The 23,207-nt window shown below is 71.7% G+C and carries 25 protein-coding genes, 1 tRNA gene and 3 pseudogenes; 19 read left to right on the top strand and 10 right to left on the bottom strand.

All coding sequences use genetic code 11. The features are described from left to right. Positions 1–492: pseudogene (locus RM555_RS06515) on the top strand (hypothetical protein); the annotation flags it as partial. Next, positions 492–1,454: a complex I subunit 1/NuoH family protein gene (locus RM555_RS06510; RefSeq protein WP_311410862.1), complete on the top strand. Its 963-nt coding sequence runs from the start codon at positions 492–494 to the stop codon at positions 1,452–1,454. The pseudogene RM555_RS06515 and the gene RM555_RS06510, both read left to right, overlap by 1 nt. Before the next feature lie 115 nt (positions 1,455–1,569). Here RM555_RS06510 and RM555_RS06505 read toward each other — a convergent pair whose 3' ends face one another. Then, positions 1,570–2,661 (bottom strand): glutathione S-transferase family protein, encoded by a 1,092-nt coding sequence (locus RM555_RS06505; RefSeq protein ID WP_396888707.1) that lies wholly within the window; start codon positions 2,659–2,661, stop codon positions 1,570–1,572. 197 nt (positions 2,662–2,858) lie between these two features. Between RM555_RS06505 and RM555_RS06500 the strand changes: the two genes are divergently transcribed. Continuing rightward, positions 2,859–3,293: an ester cyclase gene (locus tag RM555_RS06500; protein WP_311410861.1), complete on the top strand. Its 435-nt coding sequence runs from the start codon at positions 2,859–2,861 to the stop codon at positions 3,291–3,293. Here the strand turns inward: RM555_RS06500 and RM555_RS06495 are convergent. Next, positions 3,274–3,846: a Uma2 family endonuclease gene (locus RM555_RS06495; RefSeq protein WP_311410860.1), complete on the bottom strand. Its 573-nt coding sequence runs from the start codon at positions 3,844–3,846 to the stop codon at positions 3,274–3,276. The genes RM555_RS06500 and RM555_RS06495 overlap by 20 nt on opposite strands. A gap of 93 nt (positions 3,847–3,939) precedes the next feature. On the opposite strand from RM555_RS06495, the gene RM555_RS06490 reads away from it, so the two are divergent. The 8 genes from RM555_RS06490 to RM555_RS06455 all read left to right on the top strand — a co-directional run bounded on the left by RM555_RS06490 (position 3,940) and on the right by RM555_RS06455 (position 13,013). After that, positions 3,940–4,566: a NuoI/complex I 23 kDa subunit family protein gene (locus tag RM555_RS06490; protein ID WP_311410859.1), complete on the top strand. Its 627-nt coding sequence runs from the start codon at positions 3,940–3,942 to the stop codon at positions 4,564–4,566. Further along, on the top strand, positions 4,563–5,174 hold the full coding sequence (locus RM555_RS06485; RefSeq protein WP_311410858.1) for an NADH-quinone oxidoreductase subunit J family protein: 612 nt from the start codon (positions 4,563–4,565) through the stop codon (positions 5,172–5,174). Before RM555_RS06490 ends, RM555_RS06485 begins: the two co-directional genes overlap by 4 nt. Continuing rightward, positions 5,171–5,572 carry an NADH-quinone oxidoreductase subunit NuoK gene (gene nuoK / locus RM555_RS06480; RefSeq protein WP_311410857.1) on the top strand — a complete coding sequence of 134 codons (402 nt, stop codon included), beginning with the start codon at positions 5,171–5,173 and terminating at the stop codon, positions 5,570–5,572. The genes RM555_RS06485 and nuoK overlap by 4 nt, the downstream gene beginning before the upstream one ends. Then, entirely contained in the window at positions 5,569–7,503 is a 1,935-nt protein-coding gene (locus RM555_RS06475) for an NADH-quinone oxidoreductase subunit 5 family protein (RefSeq protein WP_311410856.1), read from the top strand. The genes nuoK and RM555_RS06475 overlap by 4 nt, the downstream gene beginning before the upstream one ends. Further along, a complete protein-coding gene (locus RM555_RS06470; RefSeq protein ID WP_311410855.1) occupies positions 7,500–9,005 on the top strand; it encodes a complex I subunit 4 family protein in 1,506 nt (501 codons plus the stop codon). Before RM555_RS06475 ends, RM555_RS06470 begins: the two co-directional genes overlap by 4 nt. Before the next feature lie 43 nt (positions 9,006–9,048). Beyond that, a complete protein-coding gene (locus RM555_RS06465; RefSeq protein WP_311410854.1) occupies positions 9,049–10,566 on the top strand; it encodes an NADH-quinone oxidoreductase subunit N in 1,518 nt (505 codons plus the stop codon). Positions 10,567–10,735: 169 nt separating this feature from the next. Next, positions 10,736–11,611, top strand: coding sequence for a zinc metalloprotease HtpX (htpX, locus tag RM555_RS06460; RefSeq protein ID WP_311410853.1), 876 nt, complete (start codon positions 10,736–10,738; stop codon positions 11,609–11,611). Positions 11,612–11,753: 142 nt separating this feature from the next. Then, complete coding sequence (locus RM555_RS06455) at positions 11,754–13,013, top strand: MFS transporter (RefSeq protein WP_311410852.1); 1,260 nt, start codon at positions 11,754–11,756, stop codon at positions 13,011–13,013. Between the two features lie 55 nt (positions 13,014–13,068). Here the strand turns inward: RM555_RS06455 and RM555_RS06450 are convergent, their stop codons facing one another. After that, positions 13,069–13,563 carry a YajQ family cyclic di-GMP-binding protein gene (locus tag RM555_RS06450; protein WP_311410851.1) on the bottom strand — a complete coding sequence of 165 codons (495 nt, stop codon included), beginning with the start codon at positions 13,561–13,563 and terminating at the stop codon, positions 13,069–13,071. A 146-nt stretch (positions 13,564–13,709) separates the two neighbouring features. Between RM555_RS06450 and RM555_RS06445 the strand changes: the two genes are divergently transcribed. After that, positions 13,710–13,793: transfer RNA gene (locus RM555_RS06445), tRNA-Tyr, on the top strand. A gap of 297 nt (positions 13,794–14,090) precedes the next feature. Here the strand turns inward: RM555_RS06445 and RM555_RS06440 are convergent. Beyond that, entirely contained in the window at positions 14,091–14,450 is a 360-nt protein-coding gene (locus RM555_RS06440) for an ArsR/SmtB family transcription factor (protein WP_311410850.1), read from the bottom strand. 45 nt (positions 14,451–14,495) lie between these two features. Next, positions 14,496–14,669, bottom strand: a complete 174-nt coding sequence (locus RM555_RS06435) for a hypothetical protein (protein WP_311410849.1) — start codon at positions 14,667–14,669, stop codon at positions 14,496–14,498. 48 nt (positions 14,670–14,717) lie between these two features. On the opposite strand from RM555_RS06435, the gene RM555_RS06430 reads away from it, so the two are divergent. Next, on the top strand, positions 14,718–15,677 hold the full coding sequence (locus RM555_RS06430; RefSeq protein ID WP_311410848.1) for a cation diffusion facilitator family transporter: 960 nt from the start codon (positions 14,718–14,720) through the stop codon (positions 15,675–15,677). A 327-nt stretch (positions 15,678–16,004) separates the two neighbouring features. Here the strand turns inward: RM555_RS06430 and RM555_RS06425 are convergent, their stop codons facing one another. Together RM555_RS06425 and RM555_RS06420 are read right to left on the bottom strand one after the other, a co-directional pair. Further along, positions 16,005–16,169, bottom strand: a complete 165-nt coding sequence (locus RM555_RS06425; RefSeq protein ID WP_311410847.1) for a hypothetical protein — start codon at positions 16,167–16,169, stop codon at positions 16,005–16,007. A 299-nt stretch (positions 16,170–16,468) separates the two neighbouring features. Next, positions 16,469–16,729 carry a GntR family transcriptional regulator gene (locus RM555_RS06420; protein ID WP_311410846.1) on the bottom strand — a complete coding sequence of 87 codons (261 nt, stop codon included), beginning with the start codon at positions 16,727–16,729 and terminating at the stop codon, positions 16,469–16,471. A 202-nt stretch (positions 16,730–16,931) separates the two neighbouring features. Between RM555_RS06420 and RM555_RS06415 the strand changes: the two genes are divergently transcribed. Both RM555_RS06415 and RM555_RS06410 read left to right on the top strand, forming a co-directional pair. Beyond that, on the top strand, positions 16,932–17,204 hold the full coding sequence (locus RM555_RS06415) for a hypothetical protein (RefSeq protein ID WP_311410845.1): 273 nt from the start codon (positions 16,932–16,934) through the stop codon (positions 17,202–17,204). A 1,276-nt stretch (positions 17,205–18,480) separates the two neighbouring features. Then, positions 18,481–18,885 carry a hypothetical protein gene (locus tag RM555_RS06410; RefSeq protein WP_311410844.1) on the top strand — a complete coding sequence of 135 codons (405 nt, stop codon included), beginning with the start codon at positions 18,481–18,483 and terminating at the stop codon, positions 18,883–18,885. Between the two features lie 10 nt (positions 18,886–18,895). Here RM555_RS06410 and RM555_RS30950 read toward each other — a convergent pair whose 3' ends face one another. After that, complete coding sequence (locus tag RM555_RS30950) at positions 18,896–19,183, bottom strand: PIN domain-containing protein (RefSeq protein WP_396888702.1); 288 nt, start codon at positions 19,181–19,183, stop codon at positions 18,896–18,898. Between the two features lie 63 nt (positions 19,184–19,246). Then, complete coding sequence (locus RM555_RS06405) at positions 19,247–19,408, bottom strand: hypothetical protein (protein WP_311410843.1); 162 nt, start codon at positions 19,406–19,408, stop codon at positions 19,247–19,249. A gap of 58 nt (positions 19,409–19,466) precedes the next feature. Here RM555_RS06405 and RM555_RS06400 point away from each other — a divergent pair, with 58 nt between their 5' ends. The 4 genes and pseudogenes from RM555_RS06400 (at position 19,467) to RM555_RS06385 (ending at position 22,643) form a co-directional block, all read left to right on the top strand. Then, positions 19,467–19,919, top strand: coding sequence for a transposase family protein (locus RM555_RS06400; protein ID WP_311410842.1), 453 nt, complete (start codon positions 19,467–19,469; stop codon positions 19,917–19,919). Further along, positions 19,808–20,236 (top strand): ISAs1 family transposase, encoded by a 429-nt coding sequence (locus RM555_RS06395; protein ID WP_311410874.1) that lies wholly within the window; start codon positions 19,808–19,810, stop codon positions 20,234–20,236. Before RM555_RS06400 ends, RM555_RS06395 begins: the two co-directional genes overlap by 112 nt. After that, a complete protein-coding gene (locus RM555_RS06390) occupies positions 20,233–20,784 on the top strand; it encodes a hypothetical protein (RefSeq protein ID WP_311410841.1) in 552 nt (183 codons plus the stop codon). The genes RM555_RS06395 and RM555_RS06390 overlap by 4 nt, the downstream gene beginning before the upstream one ends. 660 nt (positions 20,785–21,444) lie before the next feature. Beyond that, positions 21,445–22,643 (top strand): annotated as a pseudogene (locus tag RM555_RS06385) (IS110 family transposase). A 29-nt stretch (positions 22,644–22,672) separates the two neighbouring features. On the opposite strand, the pseudogene RM555_RS06380 reads toward RM555_RS06385, so the two are convergent. Next, positions 22,673–23,197, bottom strand: a pseudogene (locus RM555_RS06380) (HAD family hydrolase); the annotation flags it as partial. Positions 23,198–23,207: the final 10 nt, after the last annotated feature.

Below are 23,207 nucleotides of genomic sequence, written 5' to 3'. Positions count from 1 at the left end.
CCTGCCGACGGCCCGGCACCCGCCGACGGCCCGGCACCGGCCGACCCGGCGGTCACCCGTCCCGCCGACCCGGCGGGCGACGCCGGTCCGCCGCCCGCCGCACCTGCCGACGGCCCGGCACCCGCCGACGGCCCGGCACCCGCCGACCCGGCGGTCACCCGTCCCGCCGACCCGGCGGGCGACGCCGGTCCGCCGCCCGCCGCACCTGCCGACGGCCCGGCACCCGCCGACGGCCCGGCACCCGCCGACCCGGCGGTCACCCGTCCCGCCGACCCGGCGGGCGACGCCGGTCCGCCGCCCGCCGCACCTGCCGACGGCCCGGCACCCGCCGGCCCGGCGGTCACCGGTCCCGCCGACCCGGGGGCCGACGCCGGTCCGCCGCCCGGCGCGCCCGGCGGCCGGACCGCCCGCTCCGGCCCGCCGGCAGACCGGCCCGCGCCCGAGGGCCCGGCAGCGTCGGAGCGTTCCGGCGACGACGGAGGTACGCCCTGATGCCACTGTGGTTGGAGCTGGTCATCCGGGTGGGGGGCGTGCTCGTCGCCTTCCTCACCCTGCCGCTGCTGGTCGGGCAGGCCGAGCACAAGGTGATGGCGCACATGCAGGGCCGGCTCGGCCCGATGTACGCGGGCGGCTTCCACGGCTGGGCCCAGCTCGTCGCCGACGGCGTGAAGTTCGTGCAGAAGGAGGACGTCACGCCCCGGGAGGCGGACCGGGCGGTCTTCCGGCTCGCCCCGGCGGTCGCGCTCGTGCCCTACCTGCTGGTGCTGCTGGTGATCCCGCTCGGCCCGAACGACCTGGTCGGGCAGCCGCTGGACATCGGCCTGTTCTTCGTGCTGGCCGTGGTGGGCGTGGGCGTCGTGGCGGTGCTGATGTCGGCGTGGGCGTCGGCCAACAAGTACAGCCTCCTCGGCGGGATCCGCGGCGCGGCCCAGCTGCTCGGCTACGAGCTGCCGCTGGTGCTGGCCGCCGCGTCGGTGGCGATGGCGGCCGGAACGCTCAGCCTCTCCGGCATCGTCGAGGCGTGGCAGCCGTGGTGGCTGCTCTGGCAGGCCCCCGCCATGGTCGTCTTCTTCCTCGCCGGGCTCGCCGAGATCCGCCGCCCGCCGTTCGACATGCCGGTCGCCGACTCGGAGCTGGTCTTCGGCTACATGACGGAGTACACGGGCCTGCGGTTCGCGTTCTTCCTGCTCGCCGAGTACGTCGGCATCGTGGTGATCGCCGCGCTCACCACCGTGCTCTTCCTCGGCGGCTGGCAGGGCCCGTTCGCCGACGCGCAGCTCGGCTGGCTGTGGACCCTGCTGAAGGTCTTCGCCGTCTCGTTCCTGATCATCTGGCTCCGGGTGTCCTACCCCCGCCTGCGCGAGGACCAGCTCCAGCGCCTCTGCTGGCTCGTCCTGGTCCCCGTCTCCCTGGGGCAGCTCGTCCTCACGGCCGCCGTCCGCGTCGCGCTCTAGGAGCGCGCACCCCGGTAAGGAAGGGCACCTTGTTAACGCATTCTGTATAGGAAGGGGCCCTTCCTAACACCCCGGTCCGGGCCCAGCCCAGCACACTCGGATGCGGGGCGTGCCGTCAGCGCAGCGGGGTGTGGGCGGGGTCGACGCGCTCGGCGGGCGGGGGCGGCGGGGGCGGGGTGCCGTCGCCGAAGGGGCGACCGCCGAGGGCCTCGCGGCCGTGCGGGGTCAGCCAGTTCGCCAGGTCGGGGCCGAGCGGCGCCACCCCGGTCGGGTTGATGTCGCGGTGCACCTCGTAGTAGTGCCGCTTGATGTGGTCGAAGTCGACCGTGTCGCCGAAGCCCGGCGTCTGGAACAGGTCCCGGGCGTACGCCCAGAGCACCGGCATCTCGGTCAGCTTGCTCCGGTTGCACTTGAAGTGCCCGTGGTAGACCGGGTCGAAGCGGACCAGCGTGGTGAACAGCCGCACGTCCGCCTCGGTGATGGCGTCCCCGACCAGGTAACGCTGCCCGGCCAGCCGCTCGCCCAGCCAGTCCAGCCGGTCGAACAGCCGGTGGTACGCCTTCTCGTACGCCGCCTGGTCGCCCGCGAAGCCGCACCGGTAGACGCCGTTGTTGACGTCCCGGAAGAGCAGCGCGCTCACCTCGTCGATCTCGTCGCGCAGCCGCTCCGGGTAGAGGTCGGGCGCCCCCTCGCGGTGGTACGCCGTCCACTCGGTGGACAGGTCGAGGCTCATCGGCCCGAAGTCGTTGGTGACCACCTGCCCGGTGGGCACGTCCACGATCGCCGGCACGGTGATGCCCCGCTCGTAGCCGGGGAACCGGGCGAAGTACGCCTCGGCCAGCCGCTCGATGCCGAGCACCGGGTCGCGCCCGCCCGGGTCGAGGTCGAACGTCCAGCTCCGCTTGTCGTGGGTCGGGCCGGCCACCGCCAGCGAGATCGCGTCCTCCAGCCCGAGCAACCGCCGTACGATGATCAGCCGGTTCGCCCAGGGACAGGCGCGGCTGACTGCCAGCCGGTAGCGGCCGGGCTCCACGGGCCAGCCGTCGCGGGCGTCGGCGGTGATCCGGGTGGCGATGTAGCGCTGGTCCCGGGTGAACTCGCCGCCCGGCTCGACGTACCGGCCGCCGGTGCGCATCAGCACCTCGTCGCTGCCGCTGGCGGTGCCTCCCACGTCAGCCGTCGTGCCGCCCTCGGTCGTGCCGCCCATGCCCGCCCCCTCCGCCGTCGCCCGTCGCTCGTCCCATCATGGCGGCTGCGCCGTCCCCAGTCGCGCCGAGTGCCGACCTGGGCCGTCGCGCCGAACGCCGCCCACGGCTGTCCCGCCGGGGCCGACGGCGGCGGGCAGGGCGGGTGGGGCCGACGGTGCTGACCTGGGCCGGGTCGGCCGGCGGTTAGGCTGCCGCGATGATCGATGTGGAGGCGGCGGCCCGGCGCTTCATCGCCGACGTGTGGAACGGCGCGCGGGAGGAATCGGCGTACGAACTGGTGTCGCCGGAGTGCCCCGGGCTGGGCGGCGAAGGGCCGGAGGCGACGATGGCGTGGCACCGGGAGCGCCGGGCGGCCTTCCCCGACCTGCGCTACAAGCTCGTGGACGTGGTGGCCGCCGGGGACCGGGTGGCGGTGCACTGGCGGGCGGCGGGCACCCAGGCCGGGCCGTTCGGGCCGGTGCCGCCGACCGGGCAGGTGGTCAGCTACTCGGGGGCGAGCTTCCTGCGCTTCGACGACGCGGGCCGGATCGTCGACGTGTGGAGCTGCAACGAGCTGTTCCAGCTCCTCCAGCAGCTCGGCGTCGAGATGCTCCCGCCCGCGCCCGGTGGGATCAGCGGGACCGGGGCGTGATCCTGGCGAGCGGGATGTCGATCTCCCACGGCTCCGGGACGAGGATGCCGTCGGTCATCCGGGCCTGCTCGACGTAGACGCCCTTCGCCGGGTCGAGCTTGTGGGTGTGCACCACGATCCCGGCCTCGGTCTCGATCCGCCAGAAGTAGGGGATGTCGGCCTCGGCGTAGAGCGCGGGCTTGAGCACCCGGTCGATGCTCCGCGACCCCTCGGAGACGATCTCGACCACCAGCATCACCTCGTGGGGCCGGTAGTGCGACGGGTTGCGCGAGGCCGAGTCCAGCTCTGTGACCAGCACGTCGGGGATGAACGCCCGGGTGCGGGAGAGCCGCACCTCGACGCCCTGCGTGACGTCGAGGTCGGGCGGGCAGGTCTCGTCGAGCGCGGCCATGAGGCGACCGGCGATGGACTGGTGGAGTCGCCTGGGGGAGGGCGACATGATGAGGTTTCCGTCCAGGAGTTCGTGGCGGCGGCCGTCGTCGGGCAGGCGGTCGAGGTCGTCGGCCGTCCACTCGCCCGACGGCGGAAACTCGTCGTGCAGCGCGGCGGTCATGGCGAGCCCTTTCCGGTGCGTCGTTCTCCCCGCCTCACCGTACCGCCGGCAGACCCCGGGTGGTGGTCGCGCGCGCCGCGGCCACAGGGCAGGATGGTCGGCATGACCGACCGCAGCGAGCGCAGCGAGCCCGGCGGTGCCGGCGGAGACCGTGGCCTGCCGGGCGCGGGCCTGGTGAAGGGGCTCGCGGTCACGTTGAAGACGATGACCCGCCGCTCGACCACCCAGCAGTACCCGGACGTCGCCCCCGAGCTGCCGCCCCGCTCGCGCGGGGTGATCGCGCTGCTGGAGGAAAACTGCACGGTCTGCATGCTGTGCGCCCGGGAGTGTCCGGACTGGTGCATCTACATCGACTCGCACAAGGAGGAAGTGGCGGTGCCCGGCGCCGCCCGCCCCCGCCAGCGCAACGTGCTCGACAAGTTCGACATCGACTTCTCGCTCTGCATGTACTGCGGCATCTGCGTGGAGGTCTGCCCCTTCGACGCCCTCTACTGGTCGCCGGAGTTCGAATACGCCGAGTACGACATCAAGGACCTGCTGCACGACAAGGACCACCTCGGGCAGTGGATGGGCACCGTGCCGCCGCCGCCCGCGCACGACCCGAACGGTGAGCCGGCGAAGGAGGAGACCGCCGCCGCGCGCAAGGCCGCGGTCCCGGCCGCGCCCGCCGCCCGTCCCGCCGCCCCGGCCGTACGCCCCGAGCCCGAGGCCGGCGCATGACCGGTGCGGACGTGCTGCTGCTCGCCCTCGGCGCGGTGGCGGTCGGTTCGGGGGTGCTGGTGGTGGCGACCCGGCACCTGGTGCGCGCCGGCCTCTACCTGGTGCTCTGCCTCGGCGCGTTGGCCGGGATGTACCTGGTGCTCACCGCCGAGCTGGTGGCCTGGGTGCAGGTGCTGATCTACGTCGGCGCGGTGGTGGTGCTGCTGCTCTTCGCGGTGATGCTCACCCGCGCCCCGATCGGCGCCTCCGACGACCTGGACCGGCCGGGCTGGGCGGCGGCGCTGATCGGCGGCGGCACCGGGCTCGGGCTGGCCGCCCTGCTGGTCGACGCGTACCGCTGGACGGCCGTGGAACTGCCCGACGCGGGCACTGCGGAACGCCTCGGCGACCAGATCTTCCGTAGCTGGGTGCTGCCCTTCGAGGTGCTCTCGGTGCTGCTGCTGTCCGCCCTGGTCGGCGCCATCGTGATCTCCCGCCCCGACATCGGCCGGCCGCGGGCCGGGGACTCACCCGCCGACCGGCCCGACGCGGGCAGGTCCCGCGCCGACCGGTCGGGCAGGGCCGTCGCAGGCGCGGAGCCGCACGACGACGGCGGGCGGTCGCGGTGAGACCCGTCATCCCGTACGTCACCGCCGCGCTGCTGTTCGGCCTCGGCGTCTACGGCGTGCTGCGCCGGCGCAACGCGGTGCTGGTGCTGATGGCCGTCGAGCTGATGCTCAACGCGGTCAACCTGATCCTGGTCACCGCCGACACCACCGTGCGCGCCCAACTGCCGCACGGCGGGCAGGTCTTCGCGCTCTTCGTGATCGTGCTGGCCGCCGCCGAGATCGGGGTGGGCCTGGCGATCGTGCTCCAGCTCTACCGGCTGCGGGCCACCGTCGCCGTCGACGAGGTGCCGCTGACCGAGCCGGTCACGGTCGGCGCCACTGCCGAGGCCGACCCGGGCAACGCTGCCGGAACGAGCGCCCGGCCCGGGTCCGCCGAGCGCCCGGAGGGGGAACGGTGAGCACGACCACCCTGCTCGGCGCGCTGCTGCCGGCCGTACCGCTGGTGGCGGGACTGCTCGGTCTGCTGCTGCCGCCGGCGCCGCGCGACGCCGGGACGGACGGTGGCCGGGCCCGGCGGGTGGCGATCGCGCTCGGCGTGGCCGGGGCGGCCGGGGCGCTGGCGCTCGCGGTCGCCCTGCTGGTCGCCCTCGACCGGCCCGCCGAGGCGTCCACCACCTGGGTGGACCTGGGCGGGCTGACCGTGAGCCTCGGGGTGCGGCTGGACTCCGCCGCCGCGCTGGTCGCCGTCGCGGTCGCCGCGGTGGCCCTGGCCGTGCAGGTCTACTCGGTCGGCTACCTGCGCCGGGGCCCGCACGACGACGTCGACACCGACCACCGCTACCCGCCGTACGCGGCGCAGATCAGCCTCTTCACCGCCGCCATGCTGCTGGTGGTGGTCGCCGGCGACCTGATCCTGCTGCTGGTGGGCTGGGAGGTGATGGGCATCTGCTCGTACCTGCTCATCGCCCACGACCGCCGGCTGCCGGAGGCACCGGCCGCCGCGATGAAGGCGTTCCTGGTGACCCGGGTCGGCGACGTCGGCTTCCTGCTCGGCATCGCGCTGCTCGGCGTCTCGGCCGGCAGCTTCCGGATCGCCGACGTGCTCGCCCACGACCACGCCACCGGTACGCTGACCGCCGCCTGCCTGCTGCTGCTCGCCGGGGTGGCCGGCAAGAGCGCCCAGTTCCCGCTGCACACCTGGCTGCCGGACGCGATGGCCGGCCCGACGCCGATCTCGGCGCTGATCCACGCCGCCACCATGGTCGCCGCCGGCGTGTACGCGGTGACCCGGCTCTACCCGCTGTTCGAGGTGACCCCGGCCGCGCTGGCGGTGCTCGGCGTCATGGCCTCGGTCACCCTGCTGCTCGGCGCGTTCGCCGCCACCGCCCAGGACGACCTCAAACGCGTGCTGGCCTGGTCGACGGTCTCGCAGATCGGCTACATGACGGGCGCGCTCGCGGTCGGCTCGCCGCCGGCCGCGCTGTTCCACCTGCTCACCCACGCCGCGTTCAAGGCGCTGCTCTTCCTCGCCGCCGGCGCGGTGATCCACGCCGTGGGCACCACGCTGATGTCCCGGATGGGCGGGCTGCGCCGCACCATGCCGGTCACCTTCTGGTGCACGGTGATCGGGCTCGGGGCGCTGGCCGGGGTGCCGCCGCTGTCGGGTTTCTGGAGCAAGGACGGCGTGCTCACCGTCGCCCAAGACGCCGCCCTGCACGGGACCGGTCCGGCCCCGGCCTGGGTCGGCTGGCTGGTCTGGCTGGCCGGGCTCGTCGGCGTCGCGGTCACCGCCTGGTACGCCACCCGCCTGCTGCTGCGCACCTTCCTCGGCGAGGCGCGGATGCCGCTGACGCACCCGCACGACCCGCCCGCCGTGATGCGCTGGCCGGTGCTGCTGCTCGCCGTGCCGGCCGCCCTGCTCGGCCTCGCCGGCTTCGACTGGGCCTTCGCCCGCCGGCTGCTGCTCGCGCCAACCGCGGGCGAGCCGGGTGAGCGACTCCTGGTCCACGTCGGCCCGGAACTGCTGCTGCCGCTGGCGTTGCTGGCCGCCGGGGCGGGGCTCGCCTGGCTGCGCTGGCGGCGGGACCCGGCCGCCGACCCGGCGACCACACTGGGTCCGCTGCGGCCGGTCTTCGCCGCCGCGTTCCGGCTCGACGACGTCCAGCGCGCCCTGGTCGTACGCCCGACGAAGGCGCTGGCCCGCGCCACGCGTACGGCCGACGAGGTGGTGGTGGACGGCGCGGTCGAGGGCAGCGGCCGGGCCGCGCTCGGCCTCGGCGGCGGCCTGGCGTCGCTGCACCGCGCGGCGCTGCCGCGCGCGGCGGCCGGCGTGCTCGCCGGGGCGCTGCTGATCGGCCTGGCGGCCGTCCTGATCGGAGTATCCGCATGACCACGGGGGAGTTCCTGCTGGTGGCGGTGCTGGCGCTGCCGGCGCTCGGCGCATTCGCGGTGGCGGCGACGCCTCGGGACCGGGCGGCCCGGGCGGTCGGCACGGTCGTCGCCGCGCTGACCCTGGTGGCCGCCGCGCTGCTCTTCCTCGGCGACCGCGGCGGGACCAGCTACGCGGCGGACGCCCCCGCCGTGCGCCCCTGGCACCGGCTCGACCTGCCCTGGGTGCCCGGCCTCGACCTGCGCTTCCACCTCGGCGTGGACGGCATCTCCTGGCCGCTCGTCGTGCTGACAGCCCTGCTCACCCTGCTCTGCTGCGCCTACACGCTGTGGAAGGTGCCCGACGGCGGCAGCGGGCGGGCCCTGGTGGCCCTGCTGCTGGTCGTCGAGGTCGGCATCCTCGGCACCTTCCTCGCCCTCGACCTCGTGCTCTTCTTCGTCTTCTTCGAGGTCGTCCTGCTCCCCATGTACGCGATCATCGCCGGCTGGGGCGGCGCGGACCGGCGGCGGGCGGCCCGCAAGTTCGCCCTCTACACGCTGTTCGGCTCGGTGCTGCTGCTGGTCGGCGTGTTCGTGGTGGTGGCCGCCGCCGGGACGGCCGACGTGGTGGCGCTCACGGGCGGCACGGGCCTGTCCCGGGGCACCCAGCTCGCGGCGTTCACGCTGCTGGCGCTGGCCTTCGCGGTGAAGAGCCCGCTCTGGCCGCTGCACTCCTGGCTGCCCGACGCGCACACCCAGGCGCCCACCGTCGGCAGCGTCGTGCTCGCCGGGGTGCTGCTCAAGATGGGCACGTACGGGCTGGTCCGGATCGCGGTCGGGGTGGCCCCCGAGGGCGCCCGCTGGGCCGCCCCGGTGCTCGGCATGCTGGCGGTGGCGGCGATCCTGGTCGGGTCGCTGGTCTGCCTCGCGCAGCGCGAGCTGAAGCGGCTGATCGCGTACTCGAGCGTCGGGCACATGGGCTTCGTGCTGCTCGGGGTCGCCACGCTCACCGCCACCGGCATCCAGGCGGCCCTGATCGGCAACGTCGCGCACGGGGTGATCACCGGCCTGCTCTTCTTCCTCGCCGGCGCGGTCAAGGACCGTACGCACACCGGGTCGCTGGACGAGCTGTCCGGGCTGCGGGAGACCGCCCCCCGGCTGGCCGGGCTGCTCGGCTTCGCCGCCGTCGCCTCGCTCGGCCTGCCCGGGCTGGCCGGCTTCTGGGGCGAGGCGTTCGCCGTGGTCGCCGCCGTCGAGGTCGGCGGGGCGCTCTGGACCACCCTGGGCGTGCTGGCGGCGATCGGCGGGGCGCTCACCGCCGCGTACCTGCTGCGGCTGCTGCGCAGGGTGACGCACGGGCGGCCCAGCCCGGCGGTCGGGCGGCTGACCCCCGGCCTGGCCGGCGCGGAACTGCTCGCGTGGGCGCCACTGGTGCTGCTCGCCCTCGCGGTCGGCCTGGCCCCGACCCTGGTGCTCGGCGTCGCCGAGGCCCCCGTCGACGCCCTCGTGGAGGTGCTGCGGTGAGCGAGCGGATCATCGGGCTCACGCAGCGGAGCGGAGTGCCGGCATGAGCGTGGTGCAGAGCGTCGACAACGTGGCGCTGCTCCCGGCGTACCTGGCCGCCGGCACGGCCGTGCTGGTGCTGCTCGCCGACCTGCTGGTGGCCCGCGCCCGGGTCACGCTGGCCACGGCCGGCGTCGGCGCGGCGGCCACGGCGCTCGGCGCGGCCCTGGTCGGGGCCGGGGGCGAGCGGCGGACGTTCTGCGTGGGCCCCGACTGCTCGTACGTCTTCGGCGGCCGGGCCGCCCTGGTCGCCGTCGTCGTCGCCCTGCTCACCCTCGGCGTGCTCGCGCTGTCCGGCCCGTTGCTGCGGGCGGGTCAGTCGCCGGCGGGGGAGTACTGCTTCCTGCTCGCCTGCTCGATGACGGGCGGCGTGGTGCTCGGCGCGGCCGGCGACCTGATCACCCTGATCGTGGCGCTGGAGACGCTCACCCTCCCGCTCTACGTCCTCGTGGGGCTGCGCCGGGACAGCCTGGCCAGCGCCGAGGCGGCCGTCACCTTCTTCGTGGTCAGCGTGGTCGCCACCACGCTGACGCTGCTCGGGGCGGCGCTGCTCTACGCGGCCACCGGCGGGCTGCACCTGGGCCGGATCGGCGCGATCCTCGCCGACCGCGCGGACCTGCTCGACCTGCCCCTGACCACCGCCGCCGTGGCGCTGGTGGTGCTGGGGCTGGCGTTCAAGGTGGCGGCGGTGCCGTTCCACGCCTGGGCGCCGGCCGCCTACGACGGCGCGCCCCTGCCGGTGGCGGCGTACCTGTCCACCGCCTCCAAGCTGGGCGGCGTGGTGGCCCTGCTCGCCGTGGTGCAGCACGCGCTGCCCGCCGACGTGACCGGCCCGGTGCTCGCCCTGCTCGCGGTGCTGACGATGACCGTCGGCAACCTGGTGGCGCTGCGCCAGCGGCGTACGGTCCGGCTGCTCGCCTGGTCCTCGGTCGCCCAGGCCGGCTACATCCTCGCCCCGCTCGGCGCGCTGGCGCTGGCCGCCGGGCGCACCGCCGACGCCCGCACCGCCGCGTACGCGGCCGCCGTGGCGTACGCCGTCTTCTTCGTGGTGCTGGAACTGGCGGCCTTCGCGGCCGTGGTGGCGTTGCGCCCGGCGGGCGCGGACGGCGGCACGGTCGACGACCTGCGCGGGGCGGCCCGGCGCCACCCGTGGCGGGCGGCGGCGCTCGGGCTGGCGCTGATCGGGCTCGCCGGCCTGCCGCCGGGCCTGGCCGGGCTCTTCGCGAAGGTGACCGTGGTCCGTTCGCTGCTGGACGGCGGCGCGGGCTGGCTGGCCGTGGTGGTGGCCGTGAACGCGGTGATCGGCCTGGCCTACTACCTGCGTCTCACCGCCGCCCTGTGGGCCGCGCCGGCCGAGGGGCCGGCCGTTCCGGTGGGCGCCGCCGCCGGCGGCATCTCGACCGTGGCCCACGTGGCCCCCGTGCGGGCCCGGACGGTCGGCGTGGTGCTGGCCGTGGCGACGGCGGCGGCGCTGGTGCTCGGCTTCGCCCCGCAGCTCGTGCTCGACGTCGCCGCCCGCTGACGCGGCGGTTCGCGTCGGACGGTCTTCCCGTCTTCCGGGGCTTCAGTCCCGACGGGCACTTCGGACATCTCAGGCAACTCACAGCCATGAGACGGATGGTTGACGGGTACCGGGTTGTTGCACCGGTCAGCGGATCCCGAGCGATCCGTGCTGCACCGAAGGAGTGATCGTGCACCACAACCGTCTGAAGACCGCCGCGCTGCTCGGCCTGCTCACCTCGCTGATCCTGGCGGTGGGCTACTGGTTCGGCGGCAGTGGCGGCCTGGTCATCGCCGTCGTCGTCTCGCTGCTCATGAACGGCGTCACCTACTTCTACTCCGACAAGCTCGCGCTGCGCTCGATGCGGGCGCAACCGGTCAGCGAGGCACAGTTCCCCGAGCTGTACCGGATGGTCCGCGAACTGGCCACCGAGGCCGGGCAGCCGATGCCGCGCCTCTACGTGAGCCCGACGTCGCAGCCCAACGCGTTCGCCACCGGGCGGAACCCGCAGCACGCGGCCGTCTGCGTGACCCAGGGGATCACCGAGATCCTCGACTACCGGGAACTGCGGGGCGTGATCGGGCACGAGCTGTCGCACGTCTACAACCGGGACATCCTCATCTCCAGCGTGGCGGCCGGTCTGGCCGGCATCATCACCATGCTGGCGAACATCGCCTGGTTCATCCCGCTGGGCGGGGGCGACGACGAGGACTCCCCGAACCCGGCCGTGCTGCTGCTCACCATCATCCTGGGGCCGATCGCGGCCACCGTCATCCAGCTGGCGATCAGCCGCAGCCGGGAGTTCCAGGCGGACGCCTCCGGGGCCACGCTCACGAAGGACCCGCTGGCCCTGGCCAGCGCCCTGCGGAAGATCCACATGGGTGCCCAGCGTCGGCCGCTGCCGGCCCAGGGGCAGCTCACCAGCACCGCCCACCTGATGATCGCCAACCCGTTCAAGGGCGGCGGCGTGGCGGCGCTCTTCTCCACCCACCCGAAGATGGAGGAGCGGGTCGCGCGGCTGGAGCGGATGGCCGCGAACAGCGGCCCCGTGCAGTTCCAGCGCTGAGGCGCTGATCACCTTTCCGCCCGTGTCCGGTCCGCCGGACACGGGCGGAACGCCGTGTGAGCGCGTTAACCGTTCCTTCCACGCCTCCGGCGGCGTTAGGGTCGAAAGGTTCCCCGCTCGTTACATCCCCTGGAGGTCGACCGTGGCCGCACTGCGCCAGTACCTGGGCGTCTGGCGGATCCCCGGAGCGCCGATGCTGCTGCTCACCGGCATCGTCGGCCGGCTCGGGATCGGCATGACGCCGCTGGCGCTGCTGCTGGTCGTCGAGCAGGTCACCGGCCGCTACTCGCTGGCGGCCGTCGCCGGGGGCATCTACGCCCTCTCCGGCGCCGCGCTCAGCCCCGTGGCCGGCCGGATCGCCGACCGGATCGGTCCCACCCCGGTGCTCGTCGGCACCGCGATCGCCCACCCGTTCGCCCTGCTCGGCCTGCTCTGGTCCGCCCGCTCCGACGCCGGCAGCCTGACGCTGGTCTTCGTGGCCTCCGGGGTCGCCGGGGCCACCTACCCGCCGCTGACCGCCGCGATCCGGGGCGCCTGGAACGACCTCACCTCGCCGTCGTCCGGCCGGTGGCACCTGCGCAACACCGCCCTCGCCGCCGAGACCACGCTCTTCGAGATCGTCTTCGTGCTCGGTCCGCTGCTGGTCGCCGGCTTCATCCTGTTCGCCGACGCCGGTGCCGCCCTGGTCGGTTCGGCCGTGGTGACCCTGGTCGGCACCCTCGCGGTGGCCCTCGGCCGGGTCATGCGCGGCTGGCAGCCGCACCCGCGCGAACACCAGACCAGAGGGCTCGGCCCGCTGCGCGTGCCCGGCTTCCCGGCGCTGCTGCTCTGCGTCGCCAGCCTGGGCATCGCCTTCGGCGCGGCCGGCGTGACCGTGCCGGCGTTCGCCACCGCCTACACGTCCGACGACCCCGACAGCCTGGCCGGGGTGCTGCTGGCCGTCTGGGGCGTCGGCAGCGCCGTGGGCGGTTTCTGGTTCGGCGTCCGCAAGCCGGCCCGGAACATGACCCGGCAGTTCTCGCTGCTGCTCGGTGGCGTGGCCGCCAGCTTCGCCGTCTTCGCGGTGATGCCCACGCCGGTGGCGCTGGGCACCGCCCTGGTGATCGGGGGCGCCATGATCGCGCCCGCGCTCACCCTGGAGAACACCCTGGTCGGCCGGATCTCCCCGACCAGCATGCTGAACGAGGCGTACACCTGGGTGGTGACCATGTCGGTGGGGGCCAGCGCCGCCGGCGGCGCGGTGGCCGGCCTGATCGTCGACCACGCCGGCGGGGTGCCCTGGGCGTTCGTCTTCGCCGGGGCCGCGGTCGCCGTCGGGGCCGGGGTCGCGGCCCTGCCCGCCGGGCCCATCTCCCGCGCGGAGGCCACGGCGGTACGCACCGAGGAGCTGCTGCCAGCCTGACGCCTACGGGTTCTGGCCCGGTCGGCCCCACCTCGGCGGGGCCGACCGGACATCGTCAGCGGTAGTTGGTGAACTGGAGGGCGACGCCGAAGTCCTCGCCCTTGAGCAGCGCGATGACGGCCTGGAGGTCGTCCCTCTTCTTGCCGGTGACGCGAAGCTGGTCGCCCTGGATCTGGGCCTGGACGCCCTTCGGGCCCTCGTCGCGGATCTTCTTGCTGATCGCCTTGGCCTTGTCCGAGTCGATGCCCTGGATCACCTTGCAGTCGATCTTGAAGATCTTGCCGGACGGGCGCGGGTCACCGGCGTCCAGCGACTTCAGCGAGATGTTCCGCTTGATCACCTTCTCCTTGAAGACCTCCAGCGCCGCCCGCACCCGCTCCTCGGTCTCCGCCTGGAGGCTGATCGCCTCCTCGCCCGACCAGGAGATCTCGGCGCCGGTGCCCCGGAAGTCGAACCGCGTCGCGAGCTCCTTCTCCGCCTGACGGAGAGCGTTGTCGACCTCCTGGCGGTCGACCTTGCTCACGATGTCGAACGACGGGTTCGCTGCCATGCTCATGCTCCTGCTGTCCGGCGGTCTGTGGTCCTTCGTCCCGCTGACCAGCGGTACGACCCCCTGACGGTACCCGGTTGCGCCGAGGCCGGGGTGAGCCGCTATCCTTGCTTCCGCTGCCGCGTTACGACGCGGTGGGGTGCCCTGGCGGGTTGCCCGAGCGGCCAATGGGAGCGGACTGTAAATCCGTCGCGAAAGCTACAGAGGTTCGAATCCTCTACCCGCCACCAGGTGCAAGAACGGCCCCGTGAACTGCGGAAACGCGTTCCGGGGCCGTTCTCTTTCAGTCCAGCGGAGTCCAGCCCGATCCGGCGCCCTGTGGATGCCCGTGGGAACATGACGGGAACAGATGATCTTGCGTAGCGACCCTCGCAACGCGACGACTAGCCCGGATTTCCCTTCGGGTTGCCAGGACCGCTGCGGGAACTGCCCCCGTCGACGTCGCCGCGGTACGCACGTTCACCCAAGGGTGGTTCGCCGATCCCCGCTCCAAGCCCATCAAGTAGTTCCATGCTGCTCCGCGGCGGTCAATCGTGCTCGGGGATGCCTGCCACCCGGTGTGACGCGGCGTGCATGACCTCAGTCACGAGCCGACGTACGTGGCCTCCTCGGGCGCTGTACAAAGCGCGTCGGCCGTCGCGCCGCACCGTGACAAGTCCTGCCAGCCGTAGCTTGCCCAGGTGCTGTGACACCGCAGGCCGCGCCACTCCCAGTGCCTCCACCAATGCGGTGACGTCATGTTCGTTATGGACGAGCAGCCACATCAACCGCAGCCGTGTGCCGTCCGCGAGCATCCGCAACATCTCGGTTGCTGCCTCAACGTGGCTATCAAAAGGTAGGCGTTGTTGCAGGTCATTGGCACCTGCATCATTGTCGCGTGCGTACATGAGCACATATTATCGCCGGCGTCGGGGATACCGACCGTCATGCCATCAGGGACGTTGGGAGACGCCGTGAAAGACCACGACCACGAGCACGGTCATGACCAGGGCCACGACCATTCGGGCGATCACGAGCACGGCCAGGACCACGACCTCCCACACGATCATGACCATCACCATCACCATGGGGGCCGGCTCGCCGCCCGGTGGCATCGGCTGACCCATGCGGTGGTCCCTCATTCGCACGACTCCCGAGCAAAAATCGACCCGGCGTTGGAGTCTTCCCGCGAGGGCCTGCGCGCCCTATGGATCTCGCTTGTCGGCCTTGGGATCACCGCCGTTGCTCAAGCCGTCATCGTCGTGCTGTCCGGCTCGGTCGCTCTACTCGGTGACACCCTGCACAACGTCGCCGACGCTCTGACCGCCGTGCCCCTCGCCATCGCTTTCCTGCTGGGTCGGCGTGCCGCCACCCGCGCCTACACCTACGGCTACGGTCGTGCCGAAGACATCGCCGGGATCATCATCGTCGCGGTCATCGCCGCGTCCGCCGTCGCCGCCGCCTGGACCGCTGTCGCCCGGTTGCTGCATCCGGCCGAGGTGACCCACCTGCCCTGGGTGGCCGCCGCCGGCTTCGTCGGCTTCGTCGGCAACGAGCTGGTCGCGCGCTACCGCATCCGGGTCGGCCGGCGCATTGGCTCCGCCGCACTGGTCGCCGATGGCCTGCACGCCCGTACCGACGGCTACACCTCCCTCGCCGTCCTCGCCGCTGCTGGCGGCGCAGCACTCGGCTGGCGCTGGGCCGACCCCGTCGTCGGCCTGGCCATCGCCGTAGCCATCGCCTTCGTTCTCAAGGACGCCGCCCGCGAGGTCTACCGGCGGCTCATGGACGCCGTCGACCCTGAACTCGTCGACCAGGCCGAAACCACGCTGCGCGCCGTCGACGGCGTCCGCGACGTCACCGCGGTCCGGCTCCGCTGGATCGGCCACCGTCTCCATGCCGAAGCCGAACTCGTCGTGGACACCCACCTCAGCCTCGTCGCCGCGCACGAGATCGCCGCCGACGCTGAACACCAACTCACCCACGCCGTACCCAGGCTGATTTCCGCGACCGTGCACACTGACCCGCATTGCCACCCTGGCGGACACCACCATGCTGACCTGTCACACCGGCGCCGGCAGTGCCTTGACGAAGACCTGAAGGTCGTTGGTTCGACTCCGCCCTTGGCCACATAGCCTTTCGGCGGGCTGCCTGAAAGCGCCGATAGCGGAAACGCCGTCGGCGCTTTTGCATACGGGCTCCTGCTGGCATGATCGCTGGTGCCTGTGGTTGAACCACTCTGCGCCGGTAAACCCCCGCCCCGCCTGCCGCCGATCCCACCTCCGTGATGCGGGCCAGAGCCAGGGCGACAAGGGGGAGTGCCTTTGTCGCTCCGGCCTGCACCACCGACGAGCACCTTGATCAAGTTGGCTAGGGTGATCGACGTGAGGCGGGGGACCCTTTCGGCGAAGCACTGGCCGTGGATTCTTTTGTCTCTTGTCGTCATTGCATGTACGGGTGCGTTAGCCGTGCCTGCGGCGTGGGCGGTGAGGGTCCAGGTAGAGGCAGAGCGGGGAGAGCAGACCCCGGATGCTGCGGCGGTTGTCTACCTTCTGCGGTTGAGTAGTGGGGATGATGGCGGGCTGCGTCGAGTGCTTGCCGCCGACCGCCGTGACGAACTGATCCACCAGTGGCGTGCATACCGGGGACAGATGTCGAGATCGACCAACCCGCAGCAAACTCGAATCAGGTCCGTTGCAGGTCGACCACGTCCGCGACGGTGTCGCCCTGGTGGTCACCGAGGTCTACGCGGTTTGGTGGCACGACCAGCTATCGCAGTCGAGTAGCAGGCATCCGTGGCGCTTCGAGGTCCGAGAAGATCGGGGCGGGTGGCGGGTCTGGACGGTCACGGCTCCGGCTTGGTGTGGCGACTACATCCGGCCGGACCGGTGCTGACGGTTGGCACCCAGGGCGACAGGGCGATCAGCTACGCCTTGGTCGTCGGCTTCACGAAGGTCCCCCGCTGCGGCACCACGAACAACACGCCCTGGTCGACCAGTACCGCGATCGCTCGCCGTACGGTCGCCCGCGCGAGGCCGTACTCCTGCACCAACTGAGACTCGGACGGGATCGCCCGGTTGGGCTGCCAGTCGCCACGCTCGATCCGGGCGGCAAGGATGCCGGCCAGTTGCCGATACGGCGGCAGCGGCGCCCCGTGGTCAATGCGGGCCTCCGGGTCGATCTCCATAACTCGACGCTAGAAGTTCCCGGATGATCGCCCTCGACCTTCTACGTACCTAGACGTATGAAGACCAGCGTTGGTACGGTGCGGTTACCCGCTGTGCTGGTCGTAGAGACCCGAACTCGCCCCGGTGCGGCGGCATCCCTGCCCGGCCGGGGCACCTCCGACTCGGCCGGGTAGGGCCACCCGTCGAGCAGGAAGGGCCTTCATGCCTGCCGGACCGCACGGCCGTACCTCGGCCAGGCAGCAACCTGGCTCACCCAGACCTGGTGATGAGTTCTGGATCGGCCGGGATGCCTCGGTGCAGTTCGCACGGCAGCCGCGGTTCGTGTTCCGGGTGATCTCGGTGTGCCCGAAGCCGACCTATCAGGGGTGGGTGTGGCTGACGGGCTATCAGCTCGACGAGCTGGGCAACGCCGTCGACAAGCGCGAGGTCTTCGTCCGGCTGGCCGGCCTACGCGCTGTCCGTCGCTCGACGTAGCGCACCCTGCGCTACCTCCCGCCATCCCGTCACCGTCGTCCCACACCCCGTGGAGCGGGTCAGCCCTCCTGGACCAAGGTGGAGCACTCCACGACTGAACGACCTTGGACCAGGAGGGCGAATCTGCTCGGCTCCGCCTGGGACGACGGTGACGGGATGGTTCTCCTCAACCACCCTCCCACCGCGCCCCCTAGCCTCTCCTCGCCATCCCGGAGCCCGAGGCCCCCGCCGGAGGCACGTCCCGACCTGCCGCGCGACTCGTCCGCCCCCACCGGTCAACCGCTCGCCAGATCCCACCTCGGCCAAGCCCAGCCACCGAATGACGACCACGACGGGCCCGGCGCCATCCCGCTCAGGGCGAGGAGTTACCGCAAGACGGCAACCGGGGTGACCACGCCTCACGGTCTTCAAAGCTGAACCACAGACGGCCGGAAACGCACGCTGCCAGCCCGACCCCCGCGCACCCATCCCGCCCACTGCCCGGCGCATCCGGTCGAGCCTGACGCGCGCTGACACGCAGGGCCCCGGCAAAGTCGTGACGGTGTCTGACTTGTGAGGCTTGGAGTAGAAGCGCCGTTGGTGGTGGCAGCAAGACGGGCATGACCGGCTCAGAAGATCATCAAGGTTCTCTACGCCATGCTGATCGCCCGAAGTGAGTCATGCCCGCGCTGCCATGGACGTGCCACCGCAGTACGGGTCCTGGTCGGCGGTGTACGCCCTGCGGCCGACTTGAAGGTGAGTGGGACCTTGAGCCGTGGGACGACGATCGTGACGGTGCCGATGCCCAGCCAGGCAGTCGGTGCGATGACCCGGCGGATAGTGCCCGGCATCGTCTTGACGTCCACTGAGCTCGGCAGATCCGGATACGCGGACCGGCGTACGGCATGCCTGCGACCCACATGGCCGAGATGGCACCGCCCAGGATTTCGGGTGTGCGGCACACCCAGATTTCTTCTGGCGTGACACCATGCCCACCTCGATCACGGCCCCTCAGCCTGCCAGGCGCCACCAGAAGGTAGGTCCCGACGATGGGGTAGGGCTGGCCGTCAGCGATCGAGCCGGGGCCCCTCAGGTCCGGCGCCGCGCACCGCGACCGCCGTGCCGCTGGCCGTGCACCGCTGGAGTCGCCGACAGGCTGGCCTACACCCACAGAGGTAGTCGCCGTGGTCCCGATACCGCAGGGGTTTCAGTTGAAGGTCAACTCGTCGTTTGACGCGTACGGCGCGACGTTGGAGGAGTGTTACGTCTCTAAAAGTGATCCAGCTGGAGGTTTGACATGAGGGTTCGTCGGTTTTTTACCGCCGTGGCGGTCGGGGTCGCCACGATGCTCGGCGCGGTGGCTGTTGCTCCGGCACCCGCGCAGGCGGCGACCAGTTGGAGCCTGAGCAACTCGCGGGGGGACGTCGTGGGTGCCTGGGTGCACGGCGACTGGTGGTGGGGCTCCGACGGTCGCCTGTACCTGACGGTGCACGTCAAGGACACCGCTGCGAACGGCGTGAATGCCGGGGCCTACCTCGGGGCCAACTACAGCGACGCCGGCGTACGGTTCGAGTGGGTGGACAACAGCGCCGGGGCGGACTCGACCATCACCAAGACCTTCAGTTTCGCCTCCAACGTCACCAGCATCTATGGATACGAGTGCGCCGGGAGCAGCTGCGGCGACTGGGTCCGGATCTTCTGACGCAGCACGATCAGGGGCCGCCGTCCGGAAGGACAGTGGCCCCCGGGGATCCCCCTACCTCGCTGCACAGCAAGGGACCCGCAGCACGCGCTGCGGGCCCCTCGTGTTCGGGTCTACTTGCCGGGCTTCGCCTTGACCGGCGACTCGGGCTGTTCTGGCTGATCACGGGAATACCGTGGGCGCGGGCCTTCGTCGACATGTGCGTGTCGTAAGTGATCAGGGTGATGGGGCGGCCGGCGAGCGGCTGGCACGCAAGGATCCGGTCGATGATCTCGTCGTCGCCGACCTCCAGCGGCATGTGCCCGAGCGGGTCCAGGACCAGCTCCGCGCTGAACTGCGCTAGGGCCTGTGTCGAAGTCGGTCACCGCCACTCGCTGATGGCGACGATGTGCACGGTGGCTTCGTAGCGCACGGCGAGTTTGTCGAAGCGGGTGGCCACCAGGGCCCCGGCAAAGTCGTGACGGTGTCTGACTTGTGAGGCTTGGAGTAGAAGCGCCGTTGGTGGTGGCAGCATGACGGGCATGACCGGCTCAGAAGATCATCAAGGTTCTCTACGCCATGCTGATCGCCCGAAGTGAGTCATGCCCGCGCTGCCATCATCGCTGATCTCGTCCCTGTCCTGCGCACCGGCTCTGACCGTTGCCGAAACCGCTGGTGGGCTGCCCGAAGCGCTCGCTGGTCTGCCTGATCCACGCGCCAGGCGAGGTGTCCGGCACCGGCTGACGGTCGTGGTCACCGCAGCCGTGTGTGCGGTGGTCGCCGGCTACCGCTCGTACACGGCGATCGCCGAATGGGTCGCCGACGTGCCGGCGGCAACCGCTGTCGCCTTGGGCATGACTGCCGACCGGCGCCCATCAGAGGCGATGATCCGTCGGCTGTTGCAGGCCATGGACCCGCAACTACTGACCGCGGCGATCAGTGTCTGGCTCGCCGGCCGGGCCACCGTCGCCGGCTCAACGACCCCGCGGCGATCGCCGTCGACGGCAAGACCCTGCGCGGCTCCCGCACCACCGACACCCCTGCCCGGCATGTGATGACCGCCTGCGACCAGGCCACTGGTGTGGTCCTGGCCAGCATCGACGTCGACGGCAAGACCAACGAGATCACCCGGTTCGCACCGCTGCTCGACCACATCAGCGACCTGCGCGACACCGTGATCACCGCCGACGCCCTGCACTGCCAACGCGAGCACGTCACCTACCTCGTCGAACGCGGCGCGCACTGGAACCTGACCGTCAAAGGCAACCAACCCCACCTGCACACCCAGCTCACCGCACTGCCCTGGCCGGCCGTCCCGACGCCACCCGCGACACCGACCGCGGACACGGCCGCCGCGAAATCCGCAGCATGAAGATCCTGACGATCTCCACCGGCATCGACTTCCCGCACGCCGCCCAAGCCATCCAGATCCGCCGCCGCAGACGCCGCCTGGACCAGCCGAAACGCTTCACCACCGAAACCGTCTACGCCATCACCGATCTCCGCATCCACCAGGCGAAACCGACACAACTGGCCGGCTGGATCCGCGGACACTGGTCGATCGAGAACAAGGTCCACTGGGTCCGCGACGTCACCTACGACGAAGACCGCAGCCAGATCCGCACCGGCACCGGACCCGAGATCATGGCCGCTTTACACAACGCCGCGCGCCCTACGCCTGAGCGGAGCCACCAACATCGCCGCCGCCAACCGGCATCACGCCCGCGACAGCACCCGCCCCCTGGCACTACTCGGCATCACCTGACGACTTTGCCGGGGCCCTGCGCTGACACGCCCTGCTCCTGGTGGTGTATCGCGCCGGGCCGGCATGGCACGCAGCCGTTCCGCGCCCCTCCAAAACCCCGCCGCGTGCGCCGGGACGTGACCGGCCGCCAGGCCGCATGCGCGGCCCGGCGCTGACGCGGCGGCGGGCCGCTTGCGGCCCGCCCTTGACCAAGTAAAGAAAGTCTGAACACACTACGCTTCGGCCATAGGTCAAGTCGCTGGCGACCAGTTCATAGCATTGGTCCATGCCGAGGTATGGATGGATAGTCCTCGCGATCGCTACCGTCGTTGCGTTGGCCTCAATGGCGTGGCTCCGGCGCTCTCGGCGTGGCAGACCGCGCACAAGGGAACAGCAGCGCCGAGACGCGGTGCGGGCTGCGCGGTCAATACGCAGGAATTCACTCCGCCCGAACCGGGACATCTTCGAGCGGGGCCACGGTGTGCCGGATCGGCACTCTAACGCCATCTTTGAGAACGGCGCCTTGGGTGATGGGGCCGGCGGTGGTGGAGGCGGCGGAAACTAACAAGGGCGAAAGGTTGTACTCCCCCCTCCCCGTTACCTTTTTGATCGTCCCCAGCCGGGGACTCCTCGGTCGCCCGGCCCGGTATGACTTACTGCCCCTGTCGTTGATGATCCGGGGGGTGTTGTCGCCGGGTCGGGTGGCGTCGGCGGACCGCTGATAGGGACACGGCCGCCCCCCTTGCGGGGTTGGTCTCTTCGTAACGTGGCTGCCGGCAGTCCGACGCCTGGACCAGCGGCCGAGGCCACGGGATCGATGCGTGGAGGCGAGTCTGGTGCACGGCGGGTACGGCGTCTTCCTCGGCTTGGACGTCGGCAAGGAAGGCCATCACGCGGTCGGGTTGGCTCCGGACGGCAAGCGGCTGCACGACGCGGCGTTGCCGAACACGGAGGCCCGGCTGCGGCAGCTGTTCGACAAGCTCGCCCGCCACAGCCGGATTCTGGTGGTGGTCGACCAGCCGGCCTCGATCGGCGCCCTGCCGGTCGCGGTGGCTCGGGCTTGCGGTCATCAGGTGGCCTACCTGCCCGGCCTGGCGATGCGCCGCATCGCTGACCTGCACCCCGGTGCGGCGAAAACCGATGCCCGCGACGCCTACGTGATCGCTGACGCCGCTCGCACCCTTCCGCACACGCTGCGCCGGGTCGATGTCGGCGACGAAGCGCTGGCGGAGCTGGAGGTCCTGGTCGGCTTCGACGACGACCTCGCTGGCGAAGCCACCCGGGTGTCCAACCGGATCCGTGGCTTGCTCACTCAGATCCACCCCGCCCTGGAACGGGTTCTCGGCCCGAAAGTGCAGCACAAGGCCGTGCTGGAACTGCTGACGCGCTGCGGGGGACCGGTCGGGCTACGCAAGGCCGGACGTCGCAAACTGCTGTCCGTCGCCGAGCCTCACGCCCACGCATGGGTGAACGCCTCGTCGAGCAGATCATGAACGCGCTCGACGAGCAGACCGTCACCGTCCCCGGCACCCAGGCCGCGGAGACGATCTTGCCCCGCCTGGCTGACAGCCTCCGAGATGCCCTGCGACAACGTGACCAGGTCGCAGGCGAGGTCGAGAGGATCCTCGATGCGCACCCTCTCGCCTCGGTCCTGACCTCGATGCCCGGCATCGGTGTCAGGACCGCCGCCCGGATCCTGCTCGAAGTCGGCGACGGCACCGCCTTCCCCACCCCCGGCCACCTCGCCGCCTACGCCGGCCTGGCACCCGTCACCCGACGATCCGGCAGCAGCATCCGCAGCGAACATCCACCCCGAGGCGGCAACAAGAACCTCAAACGAGCCTTCTTCCTCGCCGCGTTCGCCGCCCTCGCCGACCCCGTCAGCCGCGCCTACTACGACCGCAAACGCGCCGAAGGCAAACGCCACAACGCCGCCCTCATCTGCCTCGCCCGACGCCGCTGCGACGTCCTCTACGCCATGCTCCGCAACAAGATCCCCTACCAACCACGCCCCACCAGCCCCGTCCCCGCTTGACGAAACCCATAGGGACACCCCCCCCGACCTCAGGCGTCCATTCGCTCGACCAAAACGTCAGCAATCTTCCGCATGCTGGTGACCACTACATCGGCTCCGGCTGCTCGGAACCTCTCGACCTTGGCTGGACGGTTCGCGTACCCGATCACTCGCACTCCGGCCGCGCGTGCTCCGTCGATGTCCGTGAGCGAGTCGCCAACCAGCACGCACCGGCTCGGCGGCTCACCTACGGCGTACACGGCGTGCAGGATCGGTTCAGGGTTGGGCTTCATACAAGCGGGGTCGGCGTACGCCCGGCCGACCACTGGGGAGATGTACCCGGCGAGCCGGTGCGCCGTGAGGTAAGCGCTCATTGCACCGGCCGAGTTGTTGCTTACCACTGCCACCGACATCCCGACCTGCCAGGCAGCCACGATGACCTCTCGGCCGTACGGCGTCGGTTCGGCACTCTCGACGGCCTGGCGCTCGGCTGCACAGAGCGCGTCCTCTACCGCCCGCGTGATGCCGTGGTCGCCGGCAGCGCCAATGCGGCGTAGTACCTCAACCGCGCTCGGCAAGCGGGCC

The sequence above is a fragment of the Micromonospora reichwaldensis genome (genome assembly GCF_031845925.1).
Lineage (GTDB): Bacteria > Actinomycetota > Actinomycetes > Mycobacteriales > Micromonosporaceae > Micromonospora > Micromonospora reichwaldensis.
This window is presented reverse-complemented; position numbering and strand designations above follow the sequence as displayed.